General features: G+C 64.3%; 19 protein-coding genes and 1 tRNA gene. 11 read left to right on the forward strand and 9 right to left on the reverse strand.

The window, feature by feature from the left end; translation table 11 throughout:
* Nucleotides 1-27: 27 nt before the first annotated feature.
* Complete coding sequence (gene dcd / locus WJS89_RS11115) at nt 28-582, reverse strand: dCTP deaminase (RefSeq protein WP_346341004.1); 555 nt, start codon at nt 580-582, stop codon at nt 28-30.
* 91 nt (nt 583-673) lie between these two features.
* On the opposite strand from dcd, the gene WJS89_RS11120 reads away from it, so the two are divergent.
* Both WJS89_RS11120 and WJS89_RS11125 read left to right on the forward strand, forming a co-directional pair.
* Nucleotides 674-2,167, forward strand: a complete 1,494-nt coding sequence (locus WJS89_RS11120; RefSeq protein WP_346341005.1) for a replicative DNA helicase — start codon at nt 674-676, stop codon at nt 2,165-2,167.
* Nucleotides 2,168-2,244: 77 nt separating this feature from the next.
* Complete coding sequence (locus tag WJS89_RS11125; RefSeq protein ID WP_346341006.1) at nt 2,245-4,350, forward strand: prolyl oligopeptidase family serine peptidase; 2,106 nt, start codon at nt 2,245-2,247, stop codon at nt 4,348-4,350.
* 33 nt (nt 4,351-4,383) lie between these two features.
* Here the strand turns inward: WJS89_RS11125 and astD are convergent, their stop codons facing one another.
* Both astD and WJS89_RS11135 read right to left on the reverse strand, forming a co-directional pair.
* Entirely contained in the window at nt 4,384-5,811 is a 1,428-nt protein-coding gene (gene astD, locus WJS89_RS11130; RefSeq protein ID WP_431994018.1) for a succinylglutamate-semialdehyde dehydrogenase, read from the reverse strand.
* Between the two features lie 38 nt (nt 5,812-5,849).
* The gene (locus WJS89_RS11135; protein ID WP_346341008.1) at nt 5,850-7,247 is read right to left on the reverse strand and encodes a protein adenylyltransferase SelO family protein; all 1,398 of its coding nucleotides are present in this window, start codon (nt 7,245-7,247) and stop codon (nt 5,850-5,852) included.
* 41 nt (nt 7,248-7,288) lie between these two features.
* On the opposite strand from WJS89_RS11135, the gene WJS89_RS11140 reads away from it, so the two are divergent.
* Complete coding sequence (locus WJS89_RS11140; protein WP_346341009.1) at nt 7,289-8,158, forward strand: alpha/beta fold hydrolase; 870 nt, start codon at nt 7,289-7,291, stop codon at nt 8,156-8,158.
* Here WJS89_RS11140 and WJS89_RS11145 read toward each other — a convergent pair.
* Together WJS89_RS11145 and WJS89_RS11150 are read right to left on the reverse strand one after the other, a co-directional pair.
* The gene (locus WJS89_RS11145) at nt 8,155-8,760 is read right to left on the reverse strand and encodes an SCO family protein (RefSeq protein WP_346341010.1); all 606 of its coding nucleotides are present in this window, start codon (nt 8,758-8,760) and stop codon (nt 8,155-8,157) included. The two genes, WJS89_RS11140 and WJS89_RS11145, sit on opposite strands and share 4 nt — an antisense overlap.
* Entirely contained in the window at nt 8,760-9,206 is a 447-nt protein-coding gene (locus WJS89_RS11150; protein WP_346341011.1) for a copper chaperone PCu(A)C, read from the reverse strand. The genes WJS89_RS11145 and WJS89_RS11150 overlap by 1 nt, the downstream gene beginning before the upstream one ends.
* A 124-nt stretch (nt 9,207-9,330) precedes the next feature.
* On the opposite strand from WJS89_RS11150, the gene WJS89_RS11155 reads away from it, so the two are divergent.
* On the forward strand, nt 9,331-10,497 hold the full coding sequence (locus WJS89_RS11155) for a GGDEF domain-containing protein (RefSeq protein WP_346341012.1): 1,167 nt from the start codon (nt 9,331-9,333) through the stop codon (nt 10,495-10,497).
* On the opposite strand, the gene WJS89_RS11160 is transcribed toward WJS89_RS11155, so the two are convergent.
* From WJS89_RS11160 to WJS89_RS11170, 3 genes are all read right to left on the reverse strand, one after another.
* Entirely contained in the window at nt 10,494-12,086 is a 1,593-nt protein-coding gene (locus WJS89_RS11160; RefSeq protein WP_346341013.1) for an alkaline phosphatase D family protein, read from the reverse strand. The two genes, WJS89_RS11155 and WJS89_RS11160, sit on opposite strands and share 4 nt — an antisense overlap.
* Before the next feature lie 64 nt (nt 12,087-12,150).
* Nucleotides 12,151-12,939 carry an Fpg/Nei family DNA glycosylase gene (locus WJS89_RS11165; protein WP_346341014.1) on the reverse strand — a complete coding sequence of 263 codons (789 nt, stop codon included), beginning with the start codon at nt 12,937-12,939 and terminating at the stop codon, nt 12,151-12,153.
* A gap of 71 nt (nt 12,940-13,010) precedes the next feature.
* Nucleotides 13,011-13,084, reverse strand: a tRNA-Cys gene (locus WJS89_RS11170).
* 147 nt (nt 13,085-13,231) lie between these two features.
* Between WJS89_RS11170 and WJS89_RS11175 the strand changes: the two genes are divergently transcribed.
* Genes WJS89_RS11175 through WJS89_RS11205 form a run of 7 tightly spaced genes read left to right on the forward strand, consistent with a single transcriptional unit; the run spans nt 13,232 to nt 22,863 of the window.
* The gene (locus tag WJS89_RS11175) at nt 13,232-13,888 is read left to right on the forward strand and encodes a protein-L-isoaspartate O-methyltransferase family protein (protein ID WP_346341015.1); all 657 of its coding nucleotides are present in this window, start codon (nt 13,232-13,234) and stop codon (nt 13,886-13,888) included.
* Nucleotides 13,888-15,351, forward strand: a complete 1,464-nt coding sequence (locus tag WJS89_RS11180; RefSeq protein ID WP_346341016.1) for a TolC family outer membrane protein — start codon at nt 13,888-13,890, stop codon at nt 15,349-15,351. Before WJS89_RS11175 ends, WJS89_RS11180 begins: the two co-directional genes overlap by 1 nt.
* Nucleotides 15,352-15,389: 38 nt before the next feature.
* Entirely contained in the window at nt 15,390-15,845 is a 456-nt protein-coding gene (locus tag WJS89_RS11185; protein WP_346341017.1) for a DUF2497 domain-containing protein, read from the forward strand.
* A gap of 39 nt (nt 15,846-15,884) precedes the next feature.
* Nucleotides 15,885-17,966, forward strand: a complete 2,082-nt coding sequence (locus WJS89_RS11190; protein ID WP_346341018.1) for a S9 family peptidase — start codon at nt 15,885-15,887, stop codon at nt 17,964-17,966.
* 39 nt (nt 17,967-18,005) lie between these two features.
* Nucleotides 18,006-20,612, forward strand: coding sequence for a valine--tRNA ligase (locus WJS89_RS11195; RefSeq protein WP_346341019.1), 2,607 nt, complete (start codon nt 18,006-18,008; stop codon nt 20,610-20,612).
* Nucleotides 20,609-21,592 carry a porphobilinogen synthase gene (gene hemB / locus WJS89_RS11200; RefSeq protein ID WP_346341020.1) on the forward strand — a complete coding sequence of 328 codons (984 nt, stop codon included), beginning with the start codon at nt 20,609-20,611 and terminating at the stop codon, nt 21,590-21,592. Before WJS89_RS11195 ends, hemB begins: the two co-directional genes overlap by 4 nt.
* Nucleotides 21,592-22,863, forward strand: a complete 1,272-nt coding sequence (locus tag WJS89_RS11205; RefSeq protein ID WP_346341021.1) for an APC family permease — start codon at nt 21,592-21,594, stop codon at nt 22,861-22,863. The genes hemB and WJS89_RS11205 overlap by 1 nt, the downstream gene beginning before the upstream one ends.
* On the opposite strand, the gene WJS89_RS11210 is transcribed toward WJS89_RS11205, so the two are convergent.
* Nucleotides 22,855-23,349 carry a hypothetical protein gene (locus WJS89_RS11210; protein ID WP_346341022.1) on the reverse strand — a complete coding sequence of 165 codons (495 nt, stop codon included), beginning with the start codon at nt 23,347-23,349 and terminating at the stop codon, nt 22,855-22,857. The two genes, WJS89_RS11205 and WJS89_RS11210, sit on opposite strands and share 9 nt — an antisense overlap.
* Nucleotides 23,350-23,444 lie beyond the last annotated feature (95 nt).

Here is a 23,444-nt window from a genome sequence, read left to right on the forward strand (position 1 = left end):
CGGTTCGCGCCGGGGCTTTTTTTCATTCTAGAGGCGGGGCAGCGTGACGCCGCGCTGGCCCATATATTTGCCAGCACGGTCTGCGTAGGTCACTTCGGGTCGCTCGTTGCCCTGGAGGAACAGGAACTGGCAGGCGCCCTCGTTGGCGTAGATCTTGGCGGGGAGCGGGGTCGTGTTCGAAAATTCGAGCGTGACATGACCCTCCCAGCCGGGTTCCAGCGGGGTGACGTTCACGATGATCCCGCAGCGGGCATAGGTCGACTTGCCGAGGCAGATGACGAGCACGTCGTCGGGAATGCGGAAATATTCGACCGTGCGCGCGAGCGCGAAGCTGTTGGGTGGAATGACGCAAACGTCGGTTTGCCGATCGACGAAGCTGGTCGCGGCGAAATCCTTGGGGTCGACGACGGCATTGTCGATGTTGGTGAAGATCTTGAATTCGTCGGCGACACGGGCATCGTAACCGAAGCTCGACAGGCCGTAGCTGATATTGCCCTCGCGCCGCTGGGCCTCGACGAACGGCTCGATCATCGCGTTTTCTTGGGATTGCTGGCGAATCCATTTGTCGGACAGGATGCTCATGACGCTTGCGTAGCGTTGTTTTCCACAGCTTGCCCACCATCAAATTTTCCAACCCCCGCACAGGCGGGAAAGTTGTGCTAGAAACGAGATCATGGCCGAAGTGATCAAGATGAGCGAGAGCACGGGCTCTCCCGAACCGCAGATTCTGCCGTCGAACGTCGAGGCGGAGGCGGCGCTGCTGGGCGCGCTGATGATCGACGACCGGTTGGTCGAGGACGTGCAGATGCGCCTGCGCGCCGACCATTTCTACGAGCCGCTTCACGGTCGGATCTACGAGCAGATCCTGCGGATGCACGACAAGGGCATGGTCGCCACGCCGGTAACCCTGAAGCCGCTCTTCGACGGCGACGAGGCGATGAAGGAAGTGGGCGGGCCCGCCTATCTCGCAAAGCTGACGGGTTCGGGGGCGAGCGTCATCGGCGCGCGCGATTTCGCCAAGCAAATCTACGATCTCGCGCTGTTGCGTGCGCTCATCGGCGTCGGGCGCGATATGGTCGAGGGCGCCATGGATACCTCCGAGGACGTCGCGCCTCTGGACCAGGTCGAGACGGCCGAAACCGCGCTCTATCGCGTCGCCGAAGAGGGCGGAGCGGAAGGCAAGGCCAAGAGCTTCGGCGAGGCGTCGAAGGAGGCCATCTTCCAGGCCGAGAAAGCGCTGAAATCGGGCGGACACGTCTCGGGGATAACAACGGGCATCGAGGGGATCAACGCCAAGGTCGGCGGGATGCACAAGTCGGATCTGATCATCCTCGCGGGACGCCCCGGCATGGGCAAATCCTCCTTGGCGATGAACATCAGCTTCTCCGCCGCGCAGCGGTGGGTGCAGGACGAGAGGGATGGGATCGAGGAGAAGAAGCGCGTCGGTGCGCCGGTCGCTTTCTTCAGCCTGGAGATGAGCGCCGACCAGCTGGCAACGCGTGTGCTCGCCGAACAGTCGGGCATCAGCGCGGAAAGCCTGCGCATGGGCAAGATCACGAAGCAGGAATTCCAGTCGCTGGCGCGCGCGTCGGCGGAGCTGGCGAGCCTGCCGCTCTACATCGACGATACGCCCGCGCTCACCATCGCGGCGCTTCGTACCCGCGCGCGGCGGCTGAAGCGGCAGAAAGGCATCGGGATGATCGTCGTCGATTATCTCCAGCTGCTGTCGGGCTCGGGGCGCTCGTCCAACGATAATCGCGTACAGGAAATTTCGGAAATCTCGCGCGGATTGAAGCAGCTCGCGAAGGAACTGGACGTGCCCGTGGTGGCGCTCTCGCAGCTCAGCCGTGCGGTCGAGCAGCGCGAGGACAAGCGTCCGCTGCTCTCGGATCTGCGCGAGTCGGGCTCGATCGAACAGGACGCCGACATGGTGTGGTTCGTCTTCCGACCGGATTATTACGTGATGATGCGCCAGCCGAGCGAGGATCATCCCGATTTCGCCATCTGGCAGGAAGAAATGGAGCGGGTCTACGGCACCGCCGAACTGATCGTCGCGAAGCAGCGCCACGGCTCGACGGGACGCGTGAAGATGCTGTTCGACGCCAAGACCACGCGCTTCAAGGACGCGCCGATGGACGAGGCCTACGCCCCCGAACGGCGCGGATAGGCCGTTTGTCGAAAATGCGCTGGCAATATTCCGCCCCGTCCGCACGGTCGCATCAAGAGATTCACGAGGGGACGATCATGCTCAAGACTTTTCTCATGGCTGCCAGCGCGATCTGCGTGGCGATGCCCGCGGCCGTTCAGGCCCAAGCACAGGCACAGGATATGGTGATGGAAGACCCGTTCATCTGGCTCGAGGAGGCACGGTCCGACCGGGCGATGCAATGGGTCGAGGCCGAGAATGCCAAGACCGAAGCGATCCTGTTCGCCGATCCGCGATTCGAGGAATTGCGCGCCGAGGCCTATGCGATCTTCACCGCCGACGACCGCGTGCCGGGTGTCTCGATCGCGCCCTACGGTCTGCTCAACTTCTGGCAGGACGAGGCCAATCCGAAGGGCCTGCTGCGCCTGACCACGATGGAAAGCTATCGGACCGACGATCCGCAATGGGAGACAATTCTCGACGTAGACGCTCTCGCGAAGGAAGAGGGGCGCGATTGGGTCTATTCCGGATCGACCTGCCTTGCGCCCGAAGGTCGCTACTGCCTCATCAGCCTGTCCGACGGCGGCAAGGATGCGAGCACGTTCCGCGAGTTCGACATGGTCGAGCGCAAGTTCGTCGAGGGCGGGTTCGCGTTCGATGAGGATCGGCAGTTCATCACGTGGGTCGACAAGGACACGCTTCTGGTGACCCGCAACTGGGGCGAGGGGACGGTGACCGAGAGCGGCTATCCGTACGTCACCAAGCGCCTGAAGCGCGGCCAGTCGCTGGACGAAGCGGTCGAAATCTTTCGCGGCGAGCCCAAGGACGTGTCGGCCGGCGCGGGCGTACTTCGCGACTGGGACGGCAACGTGCTCGGCTATACCGCACAGCGCGGCCTTTCCTTCCATGAACGCGCGCAGTTCTGGATGAAGAACGGCGAGTGGCAGCGGCTCGATCTGCCGGCAAAATCGAGCTTCTCGGGCCCGGTGAGCGGCCGGATGCTCCTGTCGCTCCGCGAACCCTGGGGCGACTTCAAGACCGGATCGATGCTGCATACCGATCTCGACGCTTTCCTCGCCGACCCCAATGCGGTCACGTGGGAATTGTTGTGGGAGCCGGGCGAGGGGCAGACCCTGTCGGGCGGCGGCGCGACGCGCGATGCGGTCTATCTCAACGTTCTCGAGGACGTGACCGGCAGCGCCTACCGCTACACGTACGGCGAGGACGGCTGGACCAGCGCCAAGCTCGACCTTCCGGAAAATGCGACGCTCGGGTTCGGCTCGAGTTCGGACACCGAAGACGAGCTGCTCGTCTACTCGACCGACTTCCTCAATCCCACGACGACCTATTTCTACGATGGGGATGCGGGGAACATGGAAGTGCTCAAGCGCTCTCCCGCGCGGTTCGACGGAAGCCAATATGTCACCGAACAGCATTTCACGACGAGCAAGGACGGCGCGCGCATTCCCTATTTCGTGATCCGTCACAAGGACACGGCGATGGACGGCTCCACGCCGACGTTGCTCTACGGCTATGGCGGCTTCCAGAATTCGATGCTGCCGAGCTATCTCGGCGCGACCGGCAAGCTGTGGCTCGATCGTGGCGGGGCCTATGTGCTCGGCAACATGCGCGGTGGGGGCGAATATGGTCCCGACTGGCACCAGAGCGCCATCCGCGAAAGCAAGCAGCGCACGTGGGACGATTTCATCGCCATCTCCGAAGCGCTGATCGACAGTGGTCTGACCAGCCCTGAGCACCTCGGTATCTACGGCGGGAGCCAGGGCGGGCTGCTGGTGGGGACGGCCTTCACCCAGCGTCCCGACCTCTACAATGCCGCGATCGTGGCGGTGCCGCTATTCGACATGCTGCGCTACCACGAGATCGGCAAGGGCGCCTCGTGGATCGGCGAATATGGCGACCCGCGCATTCCCGAACAGCGCGCATGGATCGAGGGCTACTCGCCCTACCAGCGCCTGGTGCCGGGCAAGGAATTTCCTAAGCCGCTCTACTACGCCTCGACTGCCGACGATCGCACCCACCCTGCGCACGCCCGCAAGGCAGCAGCGCGGATGAGTGCCAACGGCCAGCCCTATTATTATTACGAGGAAACCGCGGGCGGCCACTCGTCGGGCCGCGACCCTGAAGCGCAGGCCAAGCAGACGGCGATGCGGTTCGTGTATCTCATGCAGCAGTTGATGGACTGAGGGTTACGAGGGGCGGCGTCGAAGGCGTCGCCTCTAATCCTCCAGCATCAGCGGATCGCTCAGCCCTTGCGCGATGGTGGCGCGGCAGAGGTCGCTTTCGACGCTGGTGACGGGGTAGGCGCAATAGTCCGCCGCGTAGAAGGCGCTGGGGCGGTGGTTGCCGGACAGGCCGATGCCGCCGAACGGGGCCGACGAGGGCGCGCCGTTAGTAGGCTTGTTCCAGTTGATGACGCCGGAGCGACAGTTGGCCCAGAACTTGTCGTATTTCGCCGGGTCCTTGGTGAGCACGCTGGCGGCGAGGCCGTAGCGCGTGTTGTTCGCTTCCGCGATCGCAGTGTCGAAATCGGGAACGCGCACAAGCTGGAGCACGGGACCGAAAATCTCCTGGTCCAGACGCTGGAAGCTGTCGGTAACGTCGACGATGGAGGGCGAGAGGAACGGCTTCTCCTCGTCCTCGCGGACGAGCGGACGGATCGCCTTGCCGCCTTTCGACAGCAAATCGAGATACTGGTCCTGCACCATGTCGGCGGCGTCATTGTCGATCAGCGGGCCCATGAACGGCTCGGGTTTGTCGTTGGGCGCGCCGACGATGATCCGGTCGACGAGTTTGAGCACCTCGCCCATCAATGCCTCGTGCTGGCCGTCCTCGACGATCAGGCGGCGCGCATTGGTGCAGCGCTGGCCTGCGGACAGGAAGGCGGACTGCACGATGATGGCGGCGGCGGCGTGGATGTCGGCGACGTCCCACGAAACCAGCGGATTGTTGCCGCCCGCCTCGATCGCGAGGATCTTGTGCGGCTTGTCGGCGAACTGGCGCGCAAGCAGCCGTCCGCCGCGCGCGGAACCGGTGAAGAGCAGCCCGTCGATGCCGTCGTCGGAAGCCAGCGCCTTGCCGACCTCGACGCCGCCCTGGACGCAATGCAGGACGTCCTTTGGAATGCCCGCCTCGTGATAGCAATCGACGAGGAATTTTCCGACCGCCGGGGTTTTTTCGGACGGCTTGAAGACGACCGCATTGCCCGCCAGCAGCGCGGGGACGATGTGTCCGTTCGGCAGATGCGCGGGGAAATTATAGGGGCCGAGCACGGCCATCACGCCGTGCGGCTTGTGGCGCACCGCGACCTTGGAGCCCATCGCCCCTTCGGCCTTGGTGTTGGGCGTGCGCTCCGAATAGGCGTTGATCGAGATATCGACCTTGCCCACGACCGCGCCCGCTTCGGTGCGTGCCTCCCACATGGGCTTGCCCGTTTCCGATGCGATCAGACCCGCCAGCGTATCTTCCTTCGAGCGCACGACATTGGCGAAGCGGCGCAGCGCCTCGGCGCGGAAGGAGAAGCTGGTGGTGGCCCAGTCTGCCCAGTGCTTGCGGGCGGTGGCGACCGCGGCGGAGGCATCGCCCTCCTCGCCGTTCCAGATGACATCGCCCGTCGCGGGCGCGATTGATTGCATCGACATGGAAATGGTGGCTCGCAGGGTCTTGGGACGCGGTCAAGTCGCAGTTAGGCAGGCATTCCCGCGCGCATCGCCTCGCCCATGCGGCGGATCTCGATGATCTTGGCTTCGAAGGGCTGCCAGTCGTCCTTTTCCGCGATGGCGTCCCAACGGGCTTCGACCTCGTCGATGTGGAGCGAGCAGGGGGCTTCGCCAGCCCAGTAGGGATGCTCGCGGGCGGCGGCATTGGCGCGGCCATCGAGCAGTGCTTTCAGCGCTTCGAATTCGCCCGCGTCGTATCGATCGCCGCCCTGCACACAGCCGCCTCTCCAATCGAAGAAGAAGCGGTCGATCTTCACGCTCTGCGTCGTGAGTGCCGCGACGATGCCGCGGGCCAGGGCGGTATCGTCGGATTTGGACATCTGCCGCACGCCGAGGCGGCGGAGAAGCGCTGCGGTCAGTTCGGCGTCGAATTCATCGGCCCAGTCGGCGAGGACGGCGTTGAGATGCTCGTGCCCCGTGACGAGGCCGAGGGCGCCGCCGAGTTGCGCGAGGTCCCACTGGATCGCTTCGGGCTGGCGACCGAAGCTGTACAGCCCCTCGCCATCGAAATAGGCGGCGGTGAAGGCATCGTTCCAGTAGGGCGTGAAGCGCCACGGGCCATAGTCGAAACTCTCGCCCGTGATCGCGATATTGTCGCTGTTGAGGACGCCGTGGACGAAGCCTGCGGCCATGTACGAGGCGGCAAGGCGGGCGGTGGCGGTGCCGACGAGCGCGAAGAGGCGTGCGGCATTGTTCGCGACGCTGTCGGACAGCTCCTCGCCGTAGAGATGCTCGAGGCAGTAGCGCACGAGCTTGCCGATCGCGTCGGTGTCGCGGTGGAAGGCGTATCGCTGGAAGGTGCCGATGCGGATATGGCCATGGCCGAGCCGTGTAAGGACGGCGGAGCGGGTCGGGGAGGGTTCATCGGAGCGCCATAGCGACTCTCCCGTCTCGAACAGCGCGAACGACTTGGATGTGTGCACCCCCAGCGCTTCCAGCATTTCCGTCGCGAGGATCTCGCGATAGCCGCCCTTCAGCGTTAGTCGCCCATCGCCCTGACGGCTGTAGGGGGTCTGGCCCGAGCCCTTGGTGCCGAAATCGAGAAGACGTCCCTCATCGTCGCGCAGCTGCGCGAACAGGAAGCCGCGACCGTCGCCGAGGTCGGGATTGTAGTGACGGAACTGATGACCGTGGTAACGAAGCGCAAGCGGCTCCGGCAGATTGTCGGGCAGCGCCTCGAAACGGGCGAAATGCTGTTCCCAATGCGCTTTGACGAAATGCCCGAGGCCGACTCGCTTGGCCCAGCGGTGATTGGCGAAGCGCAGGCGATGCTCGGGGAACGTCGCCGGCGCTACCGCGTCGTAAAAGTCCGGGCCGAGTTCGAGGATCTTCGGGTCGGGGCGATAATCGGGCGAAGCAGACATGGCTTGGCGATAGAGAAGCGAACCGATAGGGGGAAGCGGCAATGGCCGACAATGAACCGAAATACCGCGATCGCTTCTGGAACAGCCCCGAGGGTTTGAAACTCCACTACCGCGATTATGACGGGCCGTTGGAAGGGCCGCCGATCCTGTGTCTTCCGGGACTGACCCGCAACCATCGCGATTTCGAGCCGGTGGCGGCGGCGTTCGCGGGGAAGCATCGCGTCATCGCGGTCGATTTTCGCGGGCGGGGTATGAGCGATTTCGACCCAGACCCGTCGCGCTACGAGCCGCAAACCTATGTGAAGGACGTGCTCAAGCTGCTCGACCAGCTCGGCATTGCCGATGCGATCTTCGTCGGCACCTCGCTGGGCGGGATCGTGACGATGCTGCTCTCTTCGATCGAGCCCGAGCGGATTGCGGCTGCATTGCTGAACGATATCGGGCCCGAGCTCGAAACCACCGGTCTGGACCGCATCCGTGCCTATGTCGCGAAGGGCGTCGATTTCCCCGATTATGCGGCGGCGGCGAAGGGCTATTCCGAAGGCATGGCCGACGTCTACCCGCAGTGGGACGAGGCGATGTGGGAAGTCTTCGCGCGGCGCGTGCTGCACGAGGGCGGCAAGGGCGTGCGATCGAACTACGATCTCAGGATCGGCGAGAATGTCGTGGCCGGTTCGGACAGCGCGCCGATGGACGCCTGGCACCTGCTCGACGGGCTGAAGGATGCACCTGTTACCATCCTGCGCGGCGAACTCAGCGATCTTTTCTCGGAGCGTGTGGCACAGCGGATGATCGAACATCTCCCACACGCCCGGCTGGTCAACGTTCCGAACGTCGGCCACGCCCCGTCGTTCGACGAGCCGGAATCGATCGACGCGCTTCGCGCGCTGATCGCGCGAACCCCCGACTAGCCGATCAGTCGCTCGAGCTTTGCACGGGCCATCGCCGGGGCTTCCTCCGGGCTGATGGTCGACTGGAAATTGCCGTCGGCATCCATCAGGAAGACAGTCGCCGTGTGCTGGACGTCGTAATCCTCGCCCTCGCCGTCGCGCTGCGAAACGACCCCGAAGCTCTTTTTTGCCTGCGCGATCTGGGCCTCGCTTCCGGTAAGCCCGATGACGGGGCTGTCGAAAAGGCCGGCATACTGCCCCACTTCCTCCGGACCGTCGCGCGCGGGATCGACGGTGATGAAGAGGATGTCGAACGCATCTTCGGGGCCGAGGTCGCGGCGAAGGCGCACGAGTGTCGACAGGGTCGTGGGGCAGACATCGGGACAGTGGGTGAAGCCGAAGAAGACGGCGCTCGGCCGTCCTTCGAGGTCGGCCTGCGTGAACGTTGCTCCTTCGGGCCCTTCGAGCTCGAAGGACCCGCCAATCGACAGCTTCGCGTCAGGATCGGGGCGCGAGACGTTCATCGGCAGTTCGCCGGGGCGCGGCGCATTGAGATAGAGTGCTCCACCCACCAGCGCGGCCAAGGCAACGGCCAGCCAAAGAAAGATGCGCACACGCTTCATCAGCGGGCGCCCGGTTCCACGACGTTCACTACGACGTCTCGATCTTCAGGACCTTCGAAATCGAGCGTGACGGTGAAGCTTCCCCCCGCTTCAAGAGGTTTTTCAAGACCCATGATCATGATGTGATCGCCTTGCGGTTCGAGGCGCTCGTCGCCGCCAGCGGCGATGTTGATACCTCCTTCGACAGGACGCATCGAGGCGATCCCGTTTTCGATCTGGGTGCGATGGAGCGCGGCCATGCCGATGTCCGTCGACACTCCGATCAGCCGGACGTCGGCTCCAGTCTCGTTGGTGAGCGTCAGATAGGCAGCGGCACTGGACTGGCCCGGAGCGGTCGCGCGTGCCCAGGCATCGGAAACTTCGAAGTCTCCCGTAGCAGGTTCGGCGTTGCAGGAGGCGAGGGTAAGGGCTGCCAGTGCGGGCAGCAGGGACATGTTGATCTTCATGGCGGCGCCCTTATCAAGCGCGACGCCTGCTTTACAGACTCTTTCGACAAGAGGCCCGTCGGTAAAACATCGTTCATTGTTTCGGGTTAATTGCATTCACTCTATGATAGAATCTTCCACCCCTGTGCCCGTCATTCACAATGCCGAGCGCGAAATGATGCGAGCGATGATCATGCGCGCACAGGGGTCGTTTGCGATCAACCTGGCGGTCATGGGAATGGCTTCTCTCCTGCTGCTGGTGGTCGACTATTGGCCGATGCTGCTGATCGCACTGGTGGCGCGGCTGGCATCCATTGGCATCGTTTATCACCGTGGAAGGCGCTTGCTACGCGACGTCGAGGGGGAGGGGGATTATGCGGTCGCGTTGAAGGACTGGTCGAATACGCTGGTGTTCGCGGGCGTGAGCTGGTCGCTTCTGCTCTGGTGTGTCCCCGCAAACGAAATTGCGACTCTCGCGTCGCAGGCGCTTTTCTCGATCGCACTGATTGGCGTGGCTTCGGTCATCAACACCATCGTGGGAACGAGACGCGCCTTATGGTCTTTCATCGCGCCCTTTCTCGCAAGCGCGGTCGGCTACTTTCTCTTCGTGAGCCCGACCCTTGGGTTTCTTCCGCTGTTGGCCGCGCTGCTCGGCTTTCTGATGGTGGTCCTGTTCGCCGTGCATGTCGAACGGCAGCAGCAGCACATCGGCTCGGTCTTCGCGGACAATGCGATGCTCGCCCATTCCCTTAGCCGCGCAAATGTCGAGCTTTCCGAGGCCTTGGCGATCGCGGACAGGCTGGCGCACTACGACCAGCTGACCGGCCTGCGCAACCGGCGCTCCTTCGAAGTCGAGGCACGGCGCATCCAGCGCGCCCGCGATGCGCTGAGCGCGTACCATTTGCTGCTGCTCGACGTCGACTGCTTCAAGTCCGTCAACGACCGCTTCGGCCATGCCTTCGGCGATCGGGTGCTCGAACATATCGGAAAAACGCTCGATACGGTGGCGAGCGAGTATGAGGACATCACGACGGCACGGCTCGGGGGAGAGGAGTTCGCGATAATCGTGGGCAGCGAAGGCGATGCGGATGTCGCGCTGATGTCGAACGACCTGCGTCGGATGCTTCGCAACCTCGCAGGAGTGGGCAAGAAAGACGTGGAGGTGACCGTCTCGATCGGTGCCACCCGCTGGCGTGCGGACGAGACCGTTCACACCGCCATGCTACGGGCCGACCGGCTGCTCTACGACGCCAAGGATGCCGGACGAGACCGGCTGATCGATGATTTCGAGGACAAGCGCAAAGTCGCCTAGGCGTCCTGCACGCCGGGCCGCCCCGGCGCGACGGCGAGGCTGCGCGCGATAGAGACTGCCGATCCTTTCTCGCTGACGCGGTCGAGCACCTTGTGATGGGTCGTCCATTGGGTGGGCGTAACTTCGCAGAGCAGATAGCCTCGCTGGTAATTGTTGTAGACGAGTTGCGGGTTGGCCGCCTGGATCTCCACCATGTCGCCGCGTTGGAGCATGCCGTCGCCTCCCGACGTGATCGAGGTGCCCACGAATTCCGTCGCGATGGGCGCGCCCGACCGATCGCTGCCGTCACGGTAGAGATTGCCGGCGAAGTGCTGGTGCTCATCGCCCGTGAGCACGACCGTGCTGTCGAGGCCCCGGCGCTGGATTTCCTCGAGGAAACGGCGGCGCGGAACGAGATAGCCTGCCCAGCTGTCGGCATTGACCTGCAGCCCCGGCTCGTCGGGCTTGCGGTCGAGGTCCATCATCATGATCTGCTGCGCGACGACCTGCCATGTCGCTTCGGAACGGCCCATGTTGCCGAGGAGCCAGTCGAGTTGGCGCTCGCCCAATACGTCGGCATCGCGCGCGCGGATCTCGTCGCACGAGGCACCCCACATGTCGTCGCACGGCTGGTCGGTCCTGAACTGGCGGGTGTCGAGCAAATTGACGTCCGCCAGATCGCCCCACGGCATGTGCCGGTAGATCTGCATCGATGCGCCGACCGGCAGCGAGGAGAGACGTAGCGGCATATGCTCGTAATAGGCCTGCATCGCCATCTGCTGACGCAGGCGGAAGATCGCGGACGGGATGTTCTCCTCGTCGATATGGCCGACCCAATTGTTCTCGATCTCGTGATCGTCCCACACGCAAACCCAAGGCGCGGCGGCATGGGCCGCCTGGAGGTCGACGTCCATCTTGTACTGTGCGTACCGACGGCGATAGTCGCCGATCGAGAAGACTTCCTGTCCGTAATGGCGGCGCACGCTCTCCACCGGGCCCTGCCAGCTGCGAACCCGCGCATCGCGATATTCGTAGATGTAATCGCCATAGCAGTAGACGAAGTCGGGGTTCTCCTCCGCAAGGTGGCGATAGGCGGTGAAATAGCCTTCCTCGTAGTTCTGGCAGCCGGCGACCGCGAACTTGAGTCGATCGACGCTTGCGCCGGGCGCAGGGGTCGTGCGGGCGCGGCCGCGGTAGGTGCGCTCGTCACCCGAGGAGAAGCGATAGAAATAGTCGCGATCGGGCTGGAGACCGTTCAGCTCGACATGGACGGCATGCCCGAGTTCGGGACGCGCGAGCGCGGTGCCCTGGCGGACGATGGTCTGGAAGCCGCGATCTTCGGCCACTTCATAACGCACTTCGACCGCCGCCATCGGCATTCCGTAATCCTCGGCGAAGGGTTCGGGCGCGAGCCGAGTCCAGATCACGAACCCGTCGGAAGAGGGATCGCCGGACGCGATGCCGAGCTGGAAGGGATATTGGCGGTAAGCGGGCTGGGCGATGAGTCGCGTGGGCGAGCACAGCAACAGACCGGTGACGGCCGAGGCGCCAAAGGCCTGGAGGGCATGGCGACGCGAGAGCGCAAGGCGGGTTTCGAACTTGGTGGACACGCAGAAAAATCCCTTCAGGAGCCGGACGGTCTTGCTGTCGGCCTAGAAAGGAAAGGCGACAGGCTCAAGTCGGCTGGTGCGTATCGCAGAAATAGGCCGAGCGACCGGCGACCTTCTTTTTAACGATGGTCCCGTCGCATCGGCGGCAGTCCGCGCCATCCTTGCGGTGCCGGATCAGCCAGTCGTCCGGTAGTTTCGAATAGGTCGCGTCGGTATCGCAGACGCTAGTCAGCACGTCGTGCATGGCCTCGTAGAGCGCGCCGAGCTTCGCATCGGACAAGTCCGACGCGGTCGTGGAGGGGTGTACGCCTGTCTGGAAAAGAATTTCGTCCGACCACAGGTTGCCGATTCCTGCCAGCTTTCGCTGGGCCAGAAGGGCACCTTTGATGGTGCCATTGGTCGAGCCGATGACGTCACGAAAATCCGCTTCAGATATTTGCATCGCGTCGGGACCGAACCCGATTTCCGCGACATGCGCATCGGGATCGTCGACGACGCGCACCCATCCGAGCTTGCGCGGACAGCGGAAGGCGAGACGCGCATTGCCTTCGAAGCGGATCAGGAACTTGGTGTAGTCGGGCGCTTCGTCCTCGCTGGAGTCGAACGGGAGGAGCTTGCCGGTCATGCCTAGGTGGACGCCTATCCATGGACCGGTTTTCGATCCAGCGAAGATGAGCTTGCCGTGGCGGCGGGTCTCGGTGAACTGCCGCCCGACCAGTCGCCCGCGCTCGTTATCGCCGGGAAGCTCGATGTAGCTCGTGTCGTCGCCAAGCTCGACCGCCTCGATCGTGCGGTGAAGACAGTGCTTCTCCAGACGGCGGCGATTGGTCTCGGCTTCCGGAAGCTCGGGCATGCTCGATCGAACGACCCGTCGCGAAAGGCTGTTCCCGACGCGCCAGCGATCTTCTTACCAGTAGGGAGAAGTGGAGGTCCGAGCCGGAATCGAACCGGCGTACACGGATTTGCAGTCCGCTGCGTCACCACTCCGCCATCGGACCTTCCAATGTGGTGGTGGGCGCCAGTTGCCCGAGGGCGGGGTCGTCTGTCAACGTGATCTTTCGACGAACGCATGCCACAAGAGCTTGGCTTGCAAGGCCTTGAGCGTTAAGGCGAAGGTCACCCGACTGTATTAGGAAGACGACACAGTGAGCCAAGGCGACCTTCTCGATCCCGTCACCACCCACACCCGCGCCGCGCGCCGCGCGATGATCGACAGCCAATTGCGTCCCAACGACGTCAACGACAAGCGGCTGCTTGCGGCCATCGAGGGCGTTGATCGCGAGGATTATCTTCCGGCCGCGCGTCGTGCAGTGGCGTATCGCGATCGTGCCATCCCGCTGGGGGATGGTCGCTTCGCCCCTGCGCCGACGGTGCTGTTCAAGTTGATCGACCGCGCCGATGTGCGCAGCGAGGAGCATGTGCTCGTGGTCGGCCCCGATGCCGGCTATGCCGCTGCGGTTCTTGCGCGACTGGGCACCAAGGTCGTCGCGCTCGATAGCGTCAAGTCCGAGGGTCCTGGCGTCGATGGCGTTACGATGGTCAAGGGCGCGCTCGACAAAGGCCATCCGGCGGATCGGGCCTATGACCTCATCCTGATCACGGGCGCAGTGGAGCAGATTTCCGAGGCGCTCATCGAGCAATTGGCCGACGGCGGGCGCGTGGCCGCCCCGGTGATCGAAGGCGGCCTCAGCCGCCTGGCCATCGGACGCAAGGTCGGCGAAGCCATGGCTTTCCGCAGCTTTGCCGATGCGCAGGTAGCGCGTCTTGCGGCGTTCGATCGCCCGCAGGAGTTCCGTTTCTGATGAAAACCATGATTTCCCTTGTAACGCTTGCCGCGATGCTCGGGACGACGCCCGCGCTGGCGCAGGATGCGCAGGAGGTGCCGGGCGACACCGAGACGCTGACCGAAGCGCTGGTCGATGCCTATCGCACCAATCCGACGCTCACCGCGCAGCGCGAGGCGTTGAAGATCAGCGATGCGGGGGTTGCGCTCGCGCGCGCAGGCGGGCGGCCTAACGTGGCGGCAATTGCTGGCGTCAATCAGGACCTGTCGCGGCGCGGTGCGCTGGGTACCCAGACACAGGACCTCAACCTGTCGATCGGCGCGGACGTTTCCTATCCGCTGTTTCAGGGCGGGCGGGTCAGCAACGACATCGCGGCGGCCGAAACGCGGGTCGAGGCGGCTCGCGCGACGCTGCGCGCGGTCGAAGGCGATATCTTCGTGGCGGCAGTGACGGCCTACATGGACGTGATGCTCAACCGCGCGGTCGTTGGGTTGAACGAGAATCAGGTGCGGGTGCTCGGGACCAACCTCGAGGCATCGCGCGACCGTTTCGAGATCGGCGACCTGACGCGCACGGACGTTGCGCAGTCCGAAGCACGCCTTCAGCTGGCGCAGGCCCGCCTTGCCGGAGCGCGGGGGCGACTCGCTTCGGCCGTCGAAACCTATCGCCAGGTGATCGGTGACGATCCGGGCGAACTGGCACCGCCGCCGCCGCTTCCGCCGTTGCCCGAGACGGCCGATCAGGCGGTCCGCATCGCGCTCGTCGAGAATGCCGATTTCGAGGCCGCCCGTCTGGCAGTCGATGCGGCGCAATATGATACCCGGGTCGCGCGCGCCGCGCGTTTGCCGACCGTCTCGGCGGTCGGTTCTGGCACGTACGTCAATGCGCTGGGCGGCGCTGGCGACGGCGTCGGCGGACAACCGCTACCCAATTCCGGCTCGGTGACGACCATCGGCGTGAATTCGCGTATCCCTATCTATCAGGGCGGCACGCCGGCGGCGCTCGTCGCCCAGGCCCGCGCGATCGAAGGGCAGCGGCTGGAGCAGCGCGTGGCGGCGGAACGCGGGGTGGTGGCAGAGACCCGTTCGGCATTTGCGACCTACGAAGCGGCAGTCCGCGCGATCGAAGCGAACGAAGTCGCGGTTTCGGCCAACGAACTGGCGCTGGAAGGCGCGCGGCTGGAAAACAGTATCGGCTCACGTTCGGTACTGTTTGTCCTGGATGCCGATCAGGAACTGCTCAACACGCGCGTTGATCTCGTCACGGCGGAGCGCGACGCCTATGTCGCGGGCTTCCGCCTGCTCAACGCCATGGGCCAGGCCGAAGCCGAGGATCTCAACCTCGACGGCGGCGCGCTCTACGACCCGCTCGGCAACTATCGCGCCATCTCGGGCCAGTGGAACGACTGGGCCGATCCGGGCGCGCCAGAGCCGGTCGCGACCAGCACCTTGTCCGAGGAGGAACGCGGCGAACCGCGCTGATTGGTGACAATCCGCGATTAACTGGTAAAGAGAGCGGCATGGCCGGCCCCAATGAACCTTCGATGGAAGACATCCTCGCCTCGATCAAGAAAGTGATCGCGGAAGATGCGCCTCCGCGCGTGCCGCAGGAACGCAAGGTCGCGCCGATCGCGCAGGACCTCGACGAAGTCGAGGAAAGCGAAGACGTTCTCGACCTCGATGCGAGCAACGTCGCCGATGCCGAGCCGGGCACCGGTCACATGCCCGACACGCCGCCTGCCGCCGTCGCCAGCCTGATGGCCGACGAGGTCACGAGCAGCACGCGCTCTCGGCTCGAGGAACTCGCGGACGTCGCGGCAAACGCTCCTGCAAGCGCGAGCGTCAATCCGCTCGAGGAGATGGTTCGCGAGATGCTTCGGCCGATGCTCAAGAGCTGGCTCGACGAGCGACTGCCCGGCATCGTCGATGAGCATGTCCGCAACGAGATCAGCCGAATTACCGGACGCAAATTGTAGCGCTTGCGAAACGGCGCGGCGGCGCTAGCGTCGCTTCCCATGAAAACGACTCTCGCGCTGCTAGCGCTCGCCACCGCCCTCGTCCCCGCTGCCTATGCCGACGCGCGTCCGATGACGCCCGAGGACATGCTCAAGCTGCCGCGCGTGGGCGGCGCATCCGTCAGTCCGGACGGCAAGCTGGCACTGGTGCCGGTTTCCTACGTCAAAGAGGACTTGAGCGGTCGGCGCGGCACGGTCGCGATCGTCGAGCTGGAATCGAATACCATCCGGAACCTCGCGGGCGGAACGGGCTTCGTGCCGCCCTCGGGGGCGCGCTTCGGCGGCGACGGGGCGATTTATTATCTCTCCGACAAGAGTGGGTCCGACCAGCTTTGGCGCATGGTACCGGGCGAAGAGGCGTCGCAGGTCACCGACATCAGCGCGGGCGGGATCGACGATTTCGTCCTGTCTCCCGACGCCAGCAAGCTGGTGCTGCTCGCCACACGCGATCAGCGCTGCACCGACATCGCCTGCGCCAACGTGCAGGACGACGACCAGCCGGGCAACGCGCGCGAATATGACGAGATTTTCGTGCGCCACTGGGACAGCTGGGTAGAGCCTGGTGTCGTCGCGCAGATCTACGGCTTCGAGCTCGAAAACGGCAAGGCGACCGGAAACGGCGCGGTGATCGGGCAAGGGCTCACCGGCAACACGCCCTCGCGTCCGTTCGGCGGCACTGAGGAAATCAGCGTCGGCAACGACGGGATCGTCTATTTCGCGCAGCGCGAGGGTGGATCGGCCGAACCGACCTCCACCAATCTCGACATCTATTCGAACAGCGTCACCGGCATGGGGAATGGCCCGAAGAACATCACCGGCGACAATCCGGCCTACGACAATATGCCGACCCTCTCGCCCGACGGTACGCGGCTGGCCTACGTCGCGATGGAGCGCCCGGGCTACGAAAGCGACAAGCTCACGCTCATGATCGAGGAGCTGGAGAATGGCGTTCCCAGCACTGTCACGCGCGCGCTCACCGAGGATTGGGACGTCTCCGTGGGCTCGATCGCCTGGTCGCCTGATGGACGCTATCTCTACGTTACGGTCGGCGAAGTGCTCGAGCATCCGCTCTACCGGATCGACGCCCGCACGGGCGAGCGGACGCGGCTGACGGGCGACGGCAACGTCGGCAACGTCGCGCCGCTGGCGAACGGCGACGTGCTCTTCACGATGAACAGCATCGCCTCGCCGACCGAACTCTTCCGCTGGCGCAACGGCAAGATCGCCCAGCTCACCAACTTCACCGGCCCGATGATGGCCGAGTTCGATCCGATCGATTACGAGAAGTTCAGTTTCGAGGGTGCCGAAGGGGATACTGTCTGGGGTTTCCGTCTCAAGCCGGCAGAGGCGAAGGGTAAGCTCCCCGTCGCCTTCCTCGTTCATGGCGGGCCGCAGGGCAGCTTTGCCAACAGCTGGTCGACGCGCTGGAACCCGCGGATGTTCTCCGCGCCCGGCTATGGCGTCGTATCGATCGATTTCCACGGTTCGACCGGTTACGGCCAGGACTTCACCGACAGCATCAACGGCGACTGGGGCGGAAAGCCGCTCGAAGACTTGCAGCTAGGGCTCGCGCATGCGCTGGAAATGGATCCGCAGCTCGACGGCGAGCGCATCTGCGCGGCAGGCGGCAGCTACGGCGGCTATATGATGAACTGGATTGCCGGCAACTGGTCCGACCGGTTCGACTGCCTCGTCAACCACGCCGGCCTCTTCGATATGCGCAGCTTCTATTATGTTACCGAGGAACAGTGGTTCCCCCGTTGGGACTTCGGCGGCACATACGAAGAGAAGAAAGAACTCTACGAGCGCTGGAACCCGGTAAATTACGTCGACAACTGGCAGACCCCGATGCTCGTCATCCATGGTCTGAAGGACTTTCGTGTTCCCTACGGCCAGGGCCTTGGCGCCTTTGCCGCGCTCCAGGAACGCGACATCCCCTCGAAGCTCCTGATCTACCCCGAGGAAAATCACTGGATCCTCGACGGGCAGAACTGGATCCGCTGGCAGACCGAGGTGCACGAGTGGATGGATCGCTGGACCAGCGCCGAGGACACCGATCGCAGCCTCGACATCATGGAATAGCTTGATGGGAAGGGCGGGCCGCTTTACCCGCTCTTTCCCATGACCGAGCTAGCCAAGACGTTCGAACCCGGCCCCATCGAGGCCAAATGGTATGCGCATTGGGAAGAAGAGGGGCTGTTCCGCCCCGAGCGTCCCGAGGCCGAACCCTATACGATCATCATGCCGCCTCCCAATGTCACGGGCGTGCTGCACATCGGCCATGCATTGGACGATACGCTGCAGGACATCCTCATCCGCAAGGCGCGGATGGAGGGCAAGGATGCGCTGTGGGTCGCGGGCATGGACCATGCGGGCATCGCGACGCAGATGGTGGTCGAGCGTCAGCTCGACGAAGAACAGACGAAGCGCACCGCCCTCGGGCGCGACGCCTTCCTCGACCGCGTGTGGCAGTGGAAGGAAGAAAGCGGCGGGCAGATCACCCAGCAGCTGCGGCGCCTCGGCGCTAGCTGTGACTGGGAGAACGAGCGCTTCACGATGGACGAGGGCTTCTCCCGCGCCGTGACGCACACGTTCGTCGAGCTGTTCGAGCGGGGCCTGATGTTCCGCGACAAGCGACTGGTGAACTGGGATCCGCATTTCGAAACCGCGATCTCGGATCTCGAGGTCGAGCAGAAGGAGCAGGCTGGGCATTTCTGGCACCTGTTCTATCCGCTCGCCGACGGTTCGGGATCGATCGAGGTCGCGACGACGCGCCCCGAGACGATGCTCGCCGACATGGCGGTCGCGGTGCATCCCGAGGACGAACGCTATGCGGGCATGATCGGGAAAATGGTCAAGCTTCCGCTGACAGGGCGTGAAATCCCCATCATCACCGACACGCACGCCGATCCCGAGCTGGGCTCGGGTGCGGTGAAGATCACGCCGGGGCACGACTTCAACGATTTCGAAGTCGGCAAGCGCGCGGGGATCGCACCCGCCGACATGCTCAACATGCTCTCGAGCAAGGCCGAGGTGGTGCAGACCGCCGACGGGCTCGTCCCCGAAATGCTCATCGGCCTCGATCGCTTCGATGCCCGCAAGCGCGTAGTCGAGATGCTGGAGCAGGAAGGCGCGTTGCTACGGACCGAGGATCGCACGATCCAGGCACCGTACGGCGACCGTTCCATGGTCGTGATCGAGCCGTGGCTCACCGACCAATGGTATGTGGACGCCGAGACGCTGGCCAAGCCCGCGCTGGAAGCGGTGCGCTCGGGCGACATCAACGTCGTGCCCGAGACGTGGAAGAAGACATGGTACAACTGGCTCGAGAATATCCAGCCGTGGTGCGTGAGCCGCCAGCTGTGGTGGGGGCATCGCATCCCAGCCTGGTACGACGAGGCAGGCAATGCCTATGTAGCGCATACGCTCGAAGGGGCGCAGGAAAAAGCCGGCCCCGACGTGGTGCTGCGGCAGGACGAGGACGTGCTCGACACCTGGTTCTCCTCGGCGCTGTGGCCCTTCGCGACGCTGGGCTGGCCCGAGAGCACCGAGACGCTCGAGCGCCACTATCCTAACGACGTGCTGATTTCGGGCTTCGACATCATCTTCTTCTGGGATGCCCGGATGGCGATGCAGGGCTTGGAGTTCATGGGAGAGAAGCCGTGGAAGACGCTCTACCTTCACGGCCTGGTGCGCGACGCGCAGGGCGCGAAGATGTCCAAGTCGAAGGGCAACGTCGTCGATCCGCTGACGATCGTCGACAAATATGGCGCCGACGCGCTTCGTTTCACGCTCTGCGCGATGGAGAGCCAGGGCCGCGACATCAAACTCGATGAGAAGCGCGTCGAGGGCTACCGAAACTTCGCGACGAAGCTGTGGAATGCCGCCCGCTTCCTGCAGCACAACGGCATCGGCGCGAGCCAGAGCATCGCGGCGCCCGCGGCGGAGAAGTCGGTCAATCGCTGGATCATCGGCGAGGTCGTGGAGACGCTGGCGAAGCTCGAGAAGGCGTTCGCAGAACTGCGCTTCGACGGGATGGCCGATGCGGTCTATCACTTTGCATGGGGCACCTTTTGCGACTGGTACGTCGAGCTCATCAAGGGCGCGATGGACGATGAGACCAAGGCCGTCGCAGCGTGGGCGTTCGACCAGATTCTCGTGATGCTCCACCCGTTCATGCCCTTCGTGACCGAAGAGCTTTGGCATAGCATGGGCGAGCGACCCTACGATCTCATCGTCGCGAAATGGCCGGCGCCGGAAGCGGATGTGGATGCGGAGTCGAAAAACGAGGTCGACTGGACGATCGCGCTGATTTCCGAAGTGCGCGCGCTGCGGGCCGAGCTCAACGTCCCTTGGTCGAACCGGCTCGTTCTGCATCCGCTCGACGGCGGCCGAGCCGATGCGGGCGATGCGCTCGATCGAATGGGCAAGGCCGAGTGGGGAGAGGCGATCGATACTGCGCCCGAAGGCTCCGCGCAGATCGTCGTCGCGGGACGAAGCTATGCGGTTCCGCTGGCCGACGCCATTGATCTCGACGCCGAGCGTGCGCGTCTCGCCAAGGCGGCGGAAGCGGCGGAGAAGGAAGTGAAGTCGCTCGAAGGTCGGTTGAACAACCCCAATTTCATGGAACGCGCAAAGCCCGAGGCTGTCGCCAAGGCGCGCGAGGATCATACCGCGCGTTCCGAAGAGGCTCAGAGGCTGCGTACCGCACTGGAGCGCCTGGGTTGAACTATCCCTCAACCCGAATGCGGCGGCGGCGCACGGCACCGTGGATGCGCGACATGCTTCGCGAGCACCGGCTGCATCCGAGCCACCTGATCTGGCCGCTGTTCGTCTGTGAAGGCGATGGGGAAGAGCAGGCGATCGGCGCGCTGCGTGGCGTGTCGCGCTGGTCGGTCGACCGGATCGTGGAGCGGGCGCGCGAGGCGGCGGATGCCGGGATTCCCGCGATCGCGCTGTTTCCGAATACGGCGGACAAGGATCGCAGCGACGACGCCGCCGAAGCGCTCAATCCCGACAATCTCGTCTGCCGCGCCATCCGCGCGATCAAGGATGCCGGCATCGACATCGGCGTGATGACCGACGTGGCGCTCGATCCGTACACGAGCCATGGTCATGACGGTCTGGTCGATGAGGCGGGCCGTGTCATCAACGATGCGACGGTCGAGATTCTCGCTCGGCAGGCGGTGGTGCAAGCCGAGGCAGGAGCGGATATCGTCGCCCCCTCGGACATGATGGACGGGCGCATCGGCGCGATCCGCGAGGCGCTCGAGGATGCCGGACATCCGGACACCGCCATCATGGCCTATTCGGCCAAATATGCGTCCGCGCTCTACGGGCCGTTTCGCGAGGCCGTCGGATCGGGCGACCGGCTGAAAGGCGACAAGCGCGGCTATCAGATGGACCCGGCAAACGGGAACGAAGCGCTCACCGAAGTCGAACTCGACATTGCCGAGGGCGCGGACTTCGTGATGGTGAAGCCCGGTATGCTCTACCTCGACGTCGTCGCGCGGCTGGTCGATGCCCTCGAGACTCCCGTCTTCGCCTATATGACGAGCGGCGAATTTGCGATGATCGAGGAAGCCGCCGCCGCAGGCGCTGGAGATCGCGAGGCCATGCTGATGGAAGCGCTGACCGCCTTCAAGCGTGCAGGAGCCACCGGCATTTTGACCTATCACGCACTGGAGGTCGCGCGTAAGATCGTGTGATGACCGGGGGCAAGTACAAGCGCGACATGGGCACGCTCGGCGTCGCCTTCATCACCATCAACGGGTTGATCGGCGCGGGCATCTTCGGGCTGCCCGAAGTGCTGCACGAGGCGGTCGGAAGTTTCGCGCCGTGGTTGCTGCTCATCGGCGGTGCCCTCGTCATGAGCATCGTCGTCTGCTTTGCCGAGCTGACCCGCATGACCGATCGCTCGGGCGGGCCGCAGCGGTTCGTGACCGACGCCTACGGAAGATTCGCGGGCTTCCAGATCGGCTGGACCTTCTATTCGGCGCGCATTCTCAGTCAGGCGGCGAACACGACGGTGATGATCGCCTATGCCGCTGCGGTCTGGCCGGCGATCGGCGAGGGCATCGCCAACGATATCGCGATCGTCGCGGCGCTCGGCGCGATGACGATCCTCAATATCGTCGGTATCCGCCGCGTGGTGACCGTCCTGGGAGCGATGACCTTTCTCAAGCTGGCGCCCCTCATCGTGCTGATCGGTGTCGGACTCGTTTCCGCCGCAACGCCAGGCCCCATCGAACTGCCGCGCTTCAGCGCCGTCGAGGGGATCGCCCTGGCCGCTCTCTATGCCTTCGTCGGGTTCGAGAATGCGACCATCCCGGCGGGCGAAACACGCGATCCGAAGCGCTCGATGCCCAAAGCGCTTCTGATGAGCCTCGCGATCGTGACGCTCATCTATTTCGCACTGCAATGGGCGTACAGCCTTTCACCGATCGCAGGCACGGGCCCCGATGCGCCCGTCGTCGAACTCGCGCGCCTGTTCGGCGGCGATACGGGCGCGCTGTTGATTGCCGCGACCATCGTGGTGAGCGTGCTCGCGAACATGACAGCGGGTCATACGTCGGCCAGCCGCATGACGCCCGCAATGGCGGACGACGGGCTGCTTCCTGCCTGGTTCGGCACCGTGTCGCGCTGGGGGACTCCGGCCAATTCGATCCTTTTCTTCGGCGCAGGGTCGATCCTGTTCGCGCTTTCGGGCACGTTCCTGGTTCTTGCGTCCATCTCGACGCTCGCCCGACTGATCGCCTATGTCGCCTCGATTCTCGCGCTTCCGCGTCTGCGCCGTGCGGCAGGACGTTCGGCTTTCAACCCCGTCATCGCGATCGCGGCGCCCATCGCACTTGCTCTATCGATCTGGGCGATGTTCCAGACCGATCTCGCGCAATGGGCGACGATCGGCGGCTTCGCGGCGGCGGGGACGTTGTTGTTCTTTCTCGCAGGCACAGCGCGGGGCGCGGCTTCAGCGTAGCGACGCGGCCATCGCGCCGAGCGTGTCGGCCTGTCGTTCGTAAACCGCGCGCGCTCTCGTCATCAGCCTTTCGACGGCATCGCGGTCGGAGGGACTTGCCCATCCATCCTGGTCGATCTGGAGGGTAACGAGCCGGTCGAGTTCTGCGAGGGTGATGGCGACGGGCATATGTGCGCGTTCGAGCAGGCTCAGCTGTTCCTCGGCCTGAACCCAGCTTTCACTCCCCGGCGCGCCCGCGCGTGCCACTGCGGCGCGTGTCGCGGGCAGGGCGCTCGCAAAGCCAGCCTCGCCCTCGCGGAGACGGACTTCCAGTGACGCGATTCGATCGGCGACGGTCAGTGCGCCCTGCGGTGGTTCGGTCGAGCCAACCGGCAGGCGCGGGTCGATCGCTTCGGCGGGACGGGGCCCGAGCGACGGCGCATCGTTGCGAGGCTGGCAGGCAGCGAGGAGAAGGCAGGAGAGGATGGCGGCGGTGCGCATCGTCATCGCCTAGACCGCGAGAAGGCCTCAGGCAATCGACATGGAAAAAGGGGCAGAAAGTCCTTGAAAGCGCCGCATCGCCCTTCTATTGCCCCGGCAAC

The sequence above is a fragment of the Sphingomicrobium aquimarinum genome, assembly GCF_039655735.1.
Classification (GTDB): domain Bacteria; phylum Pseudomonadota; class Alphaproteobacteria; order Sphingomonadales; family Sphingomonadaceae; genus Sphingomicrobium; species Sphingomicrobium aquimarinum.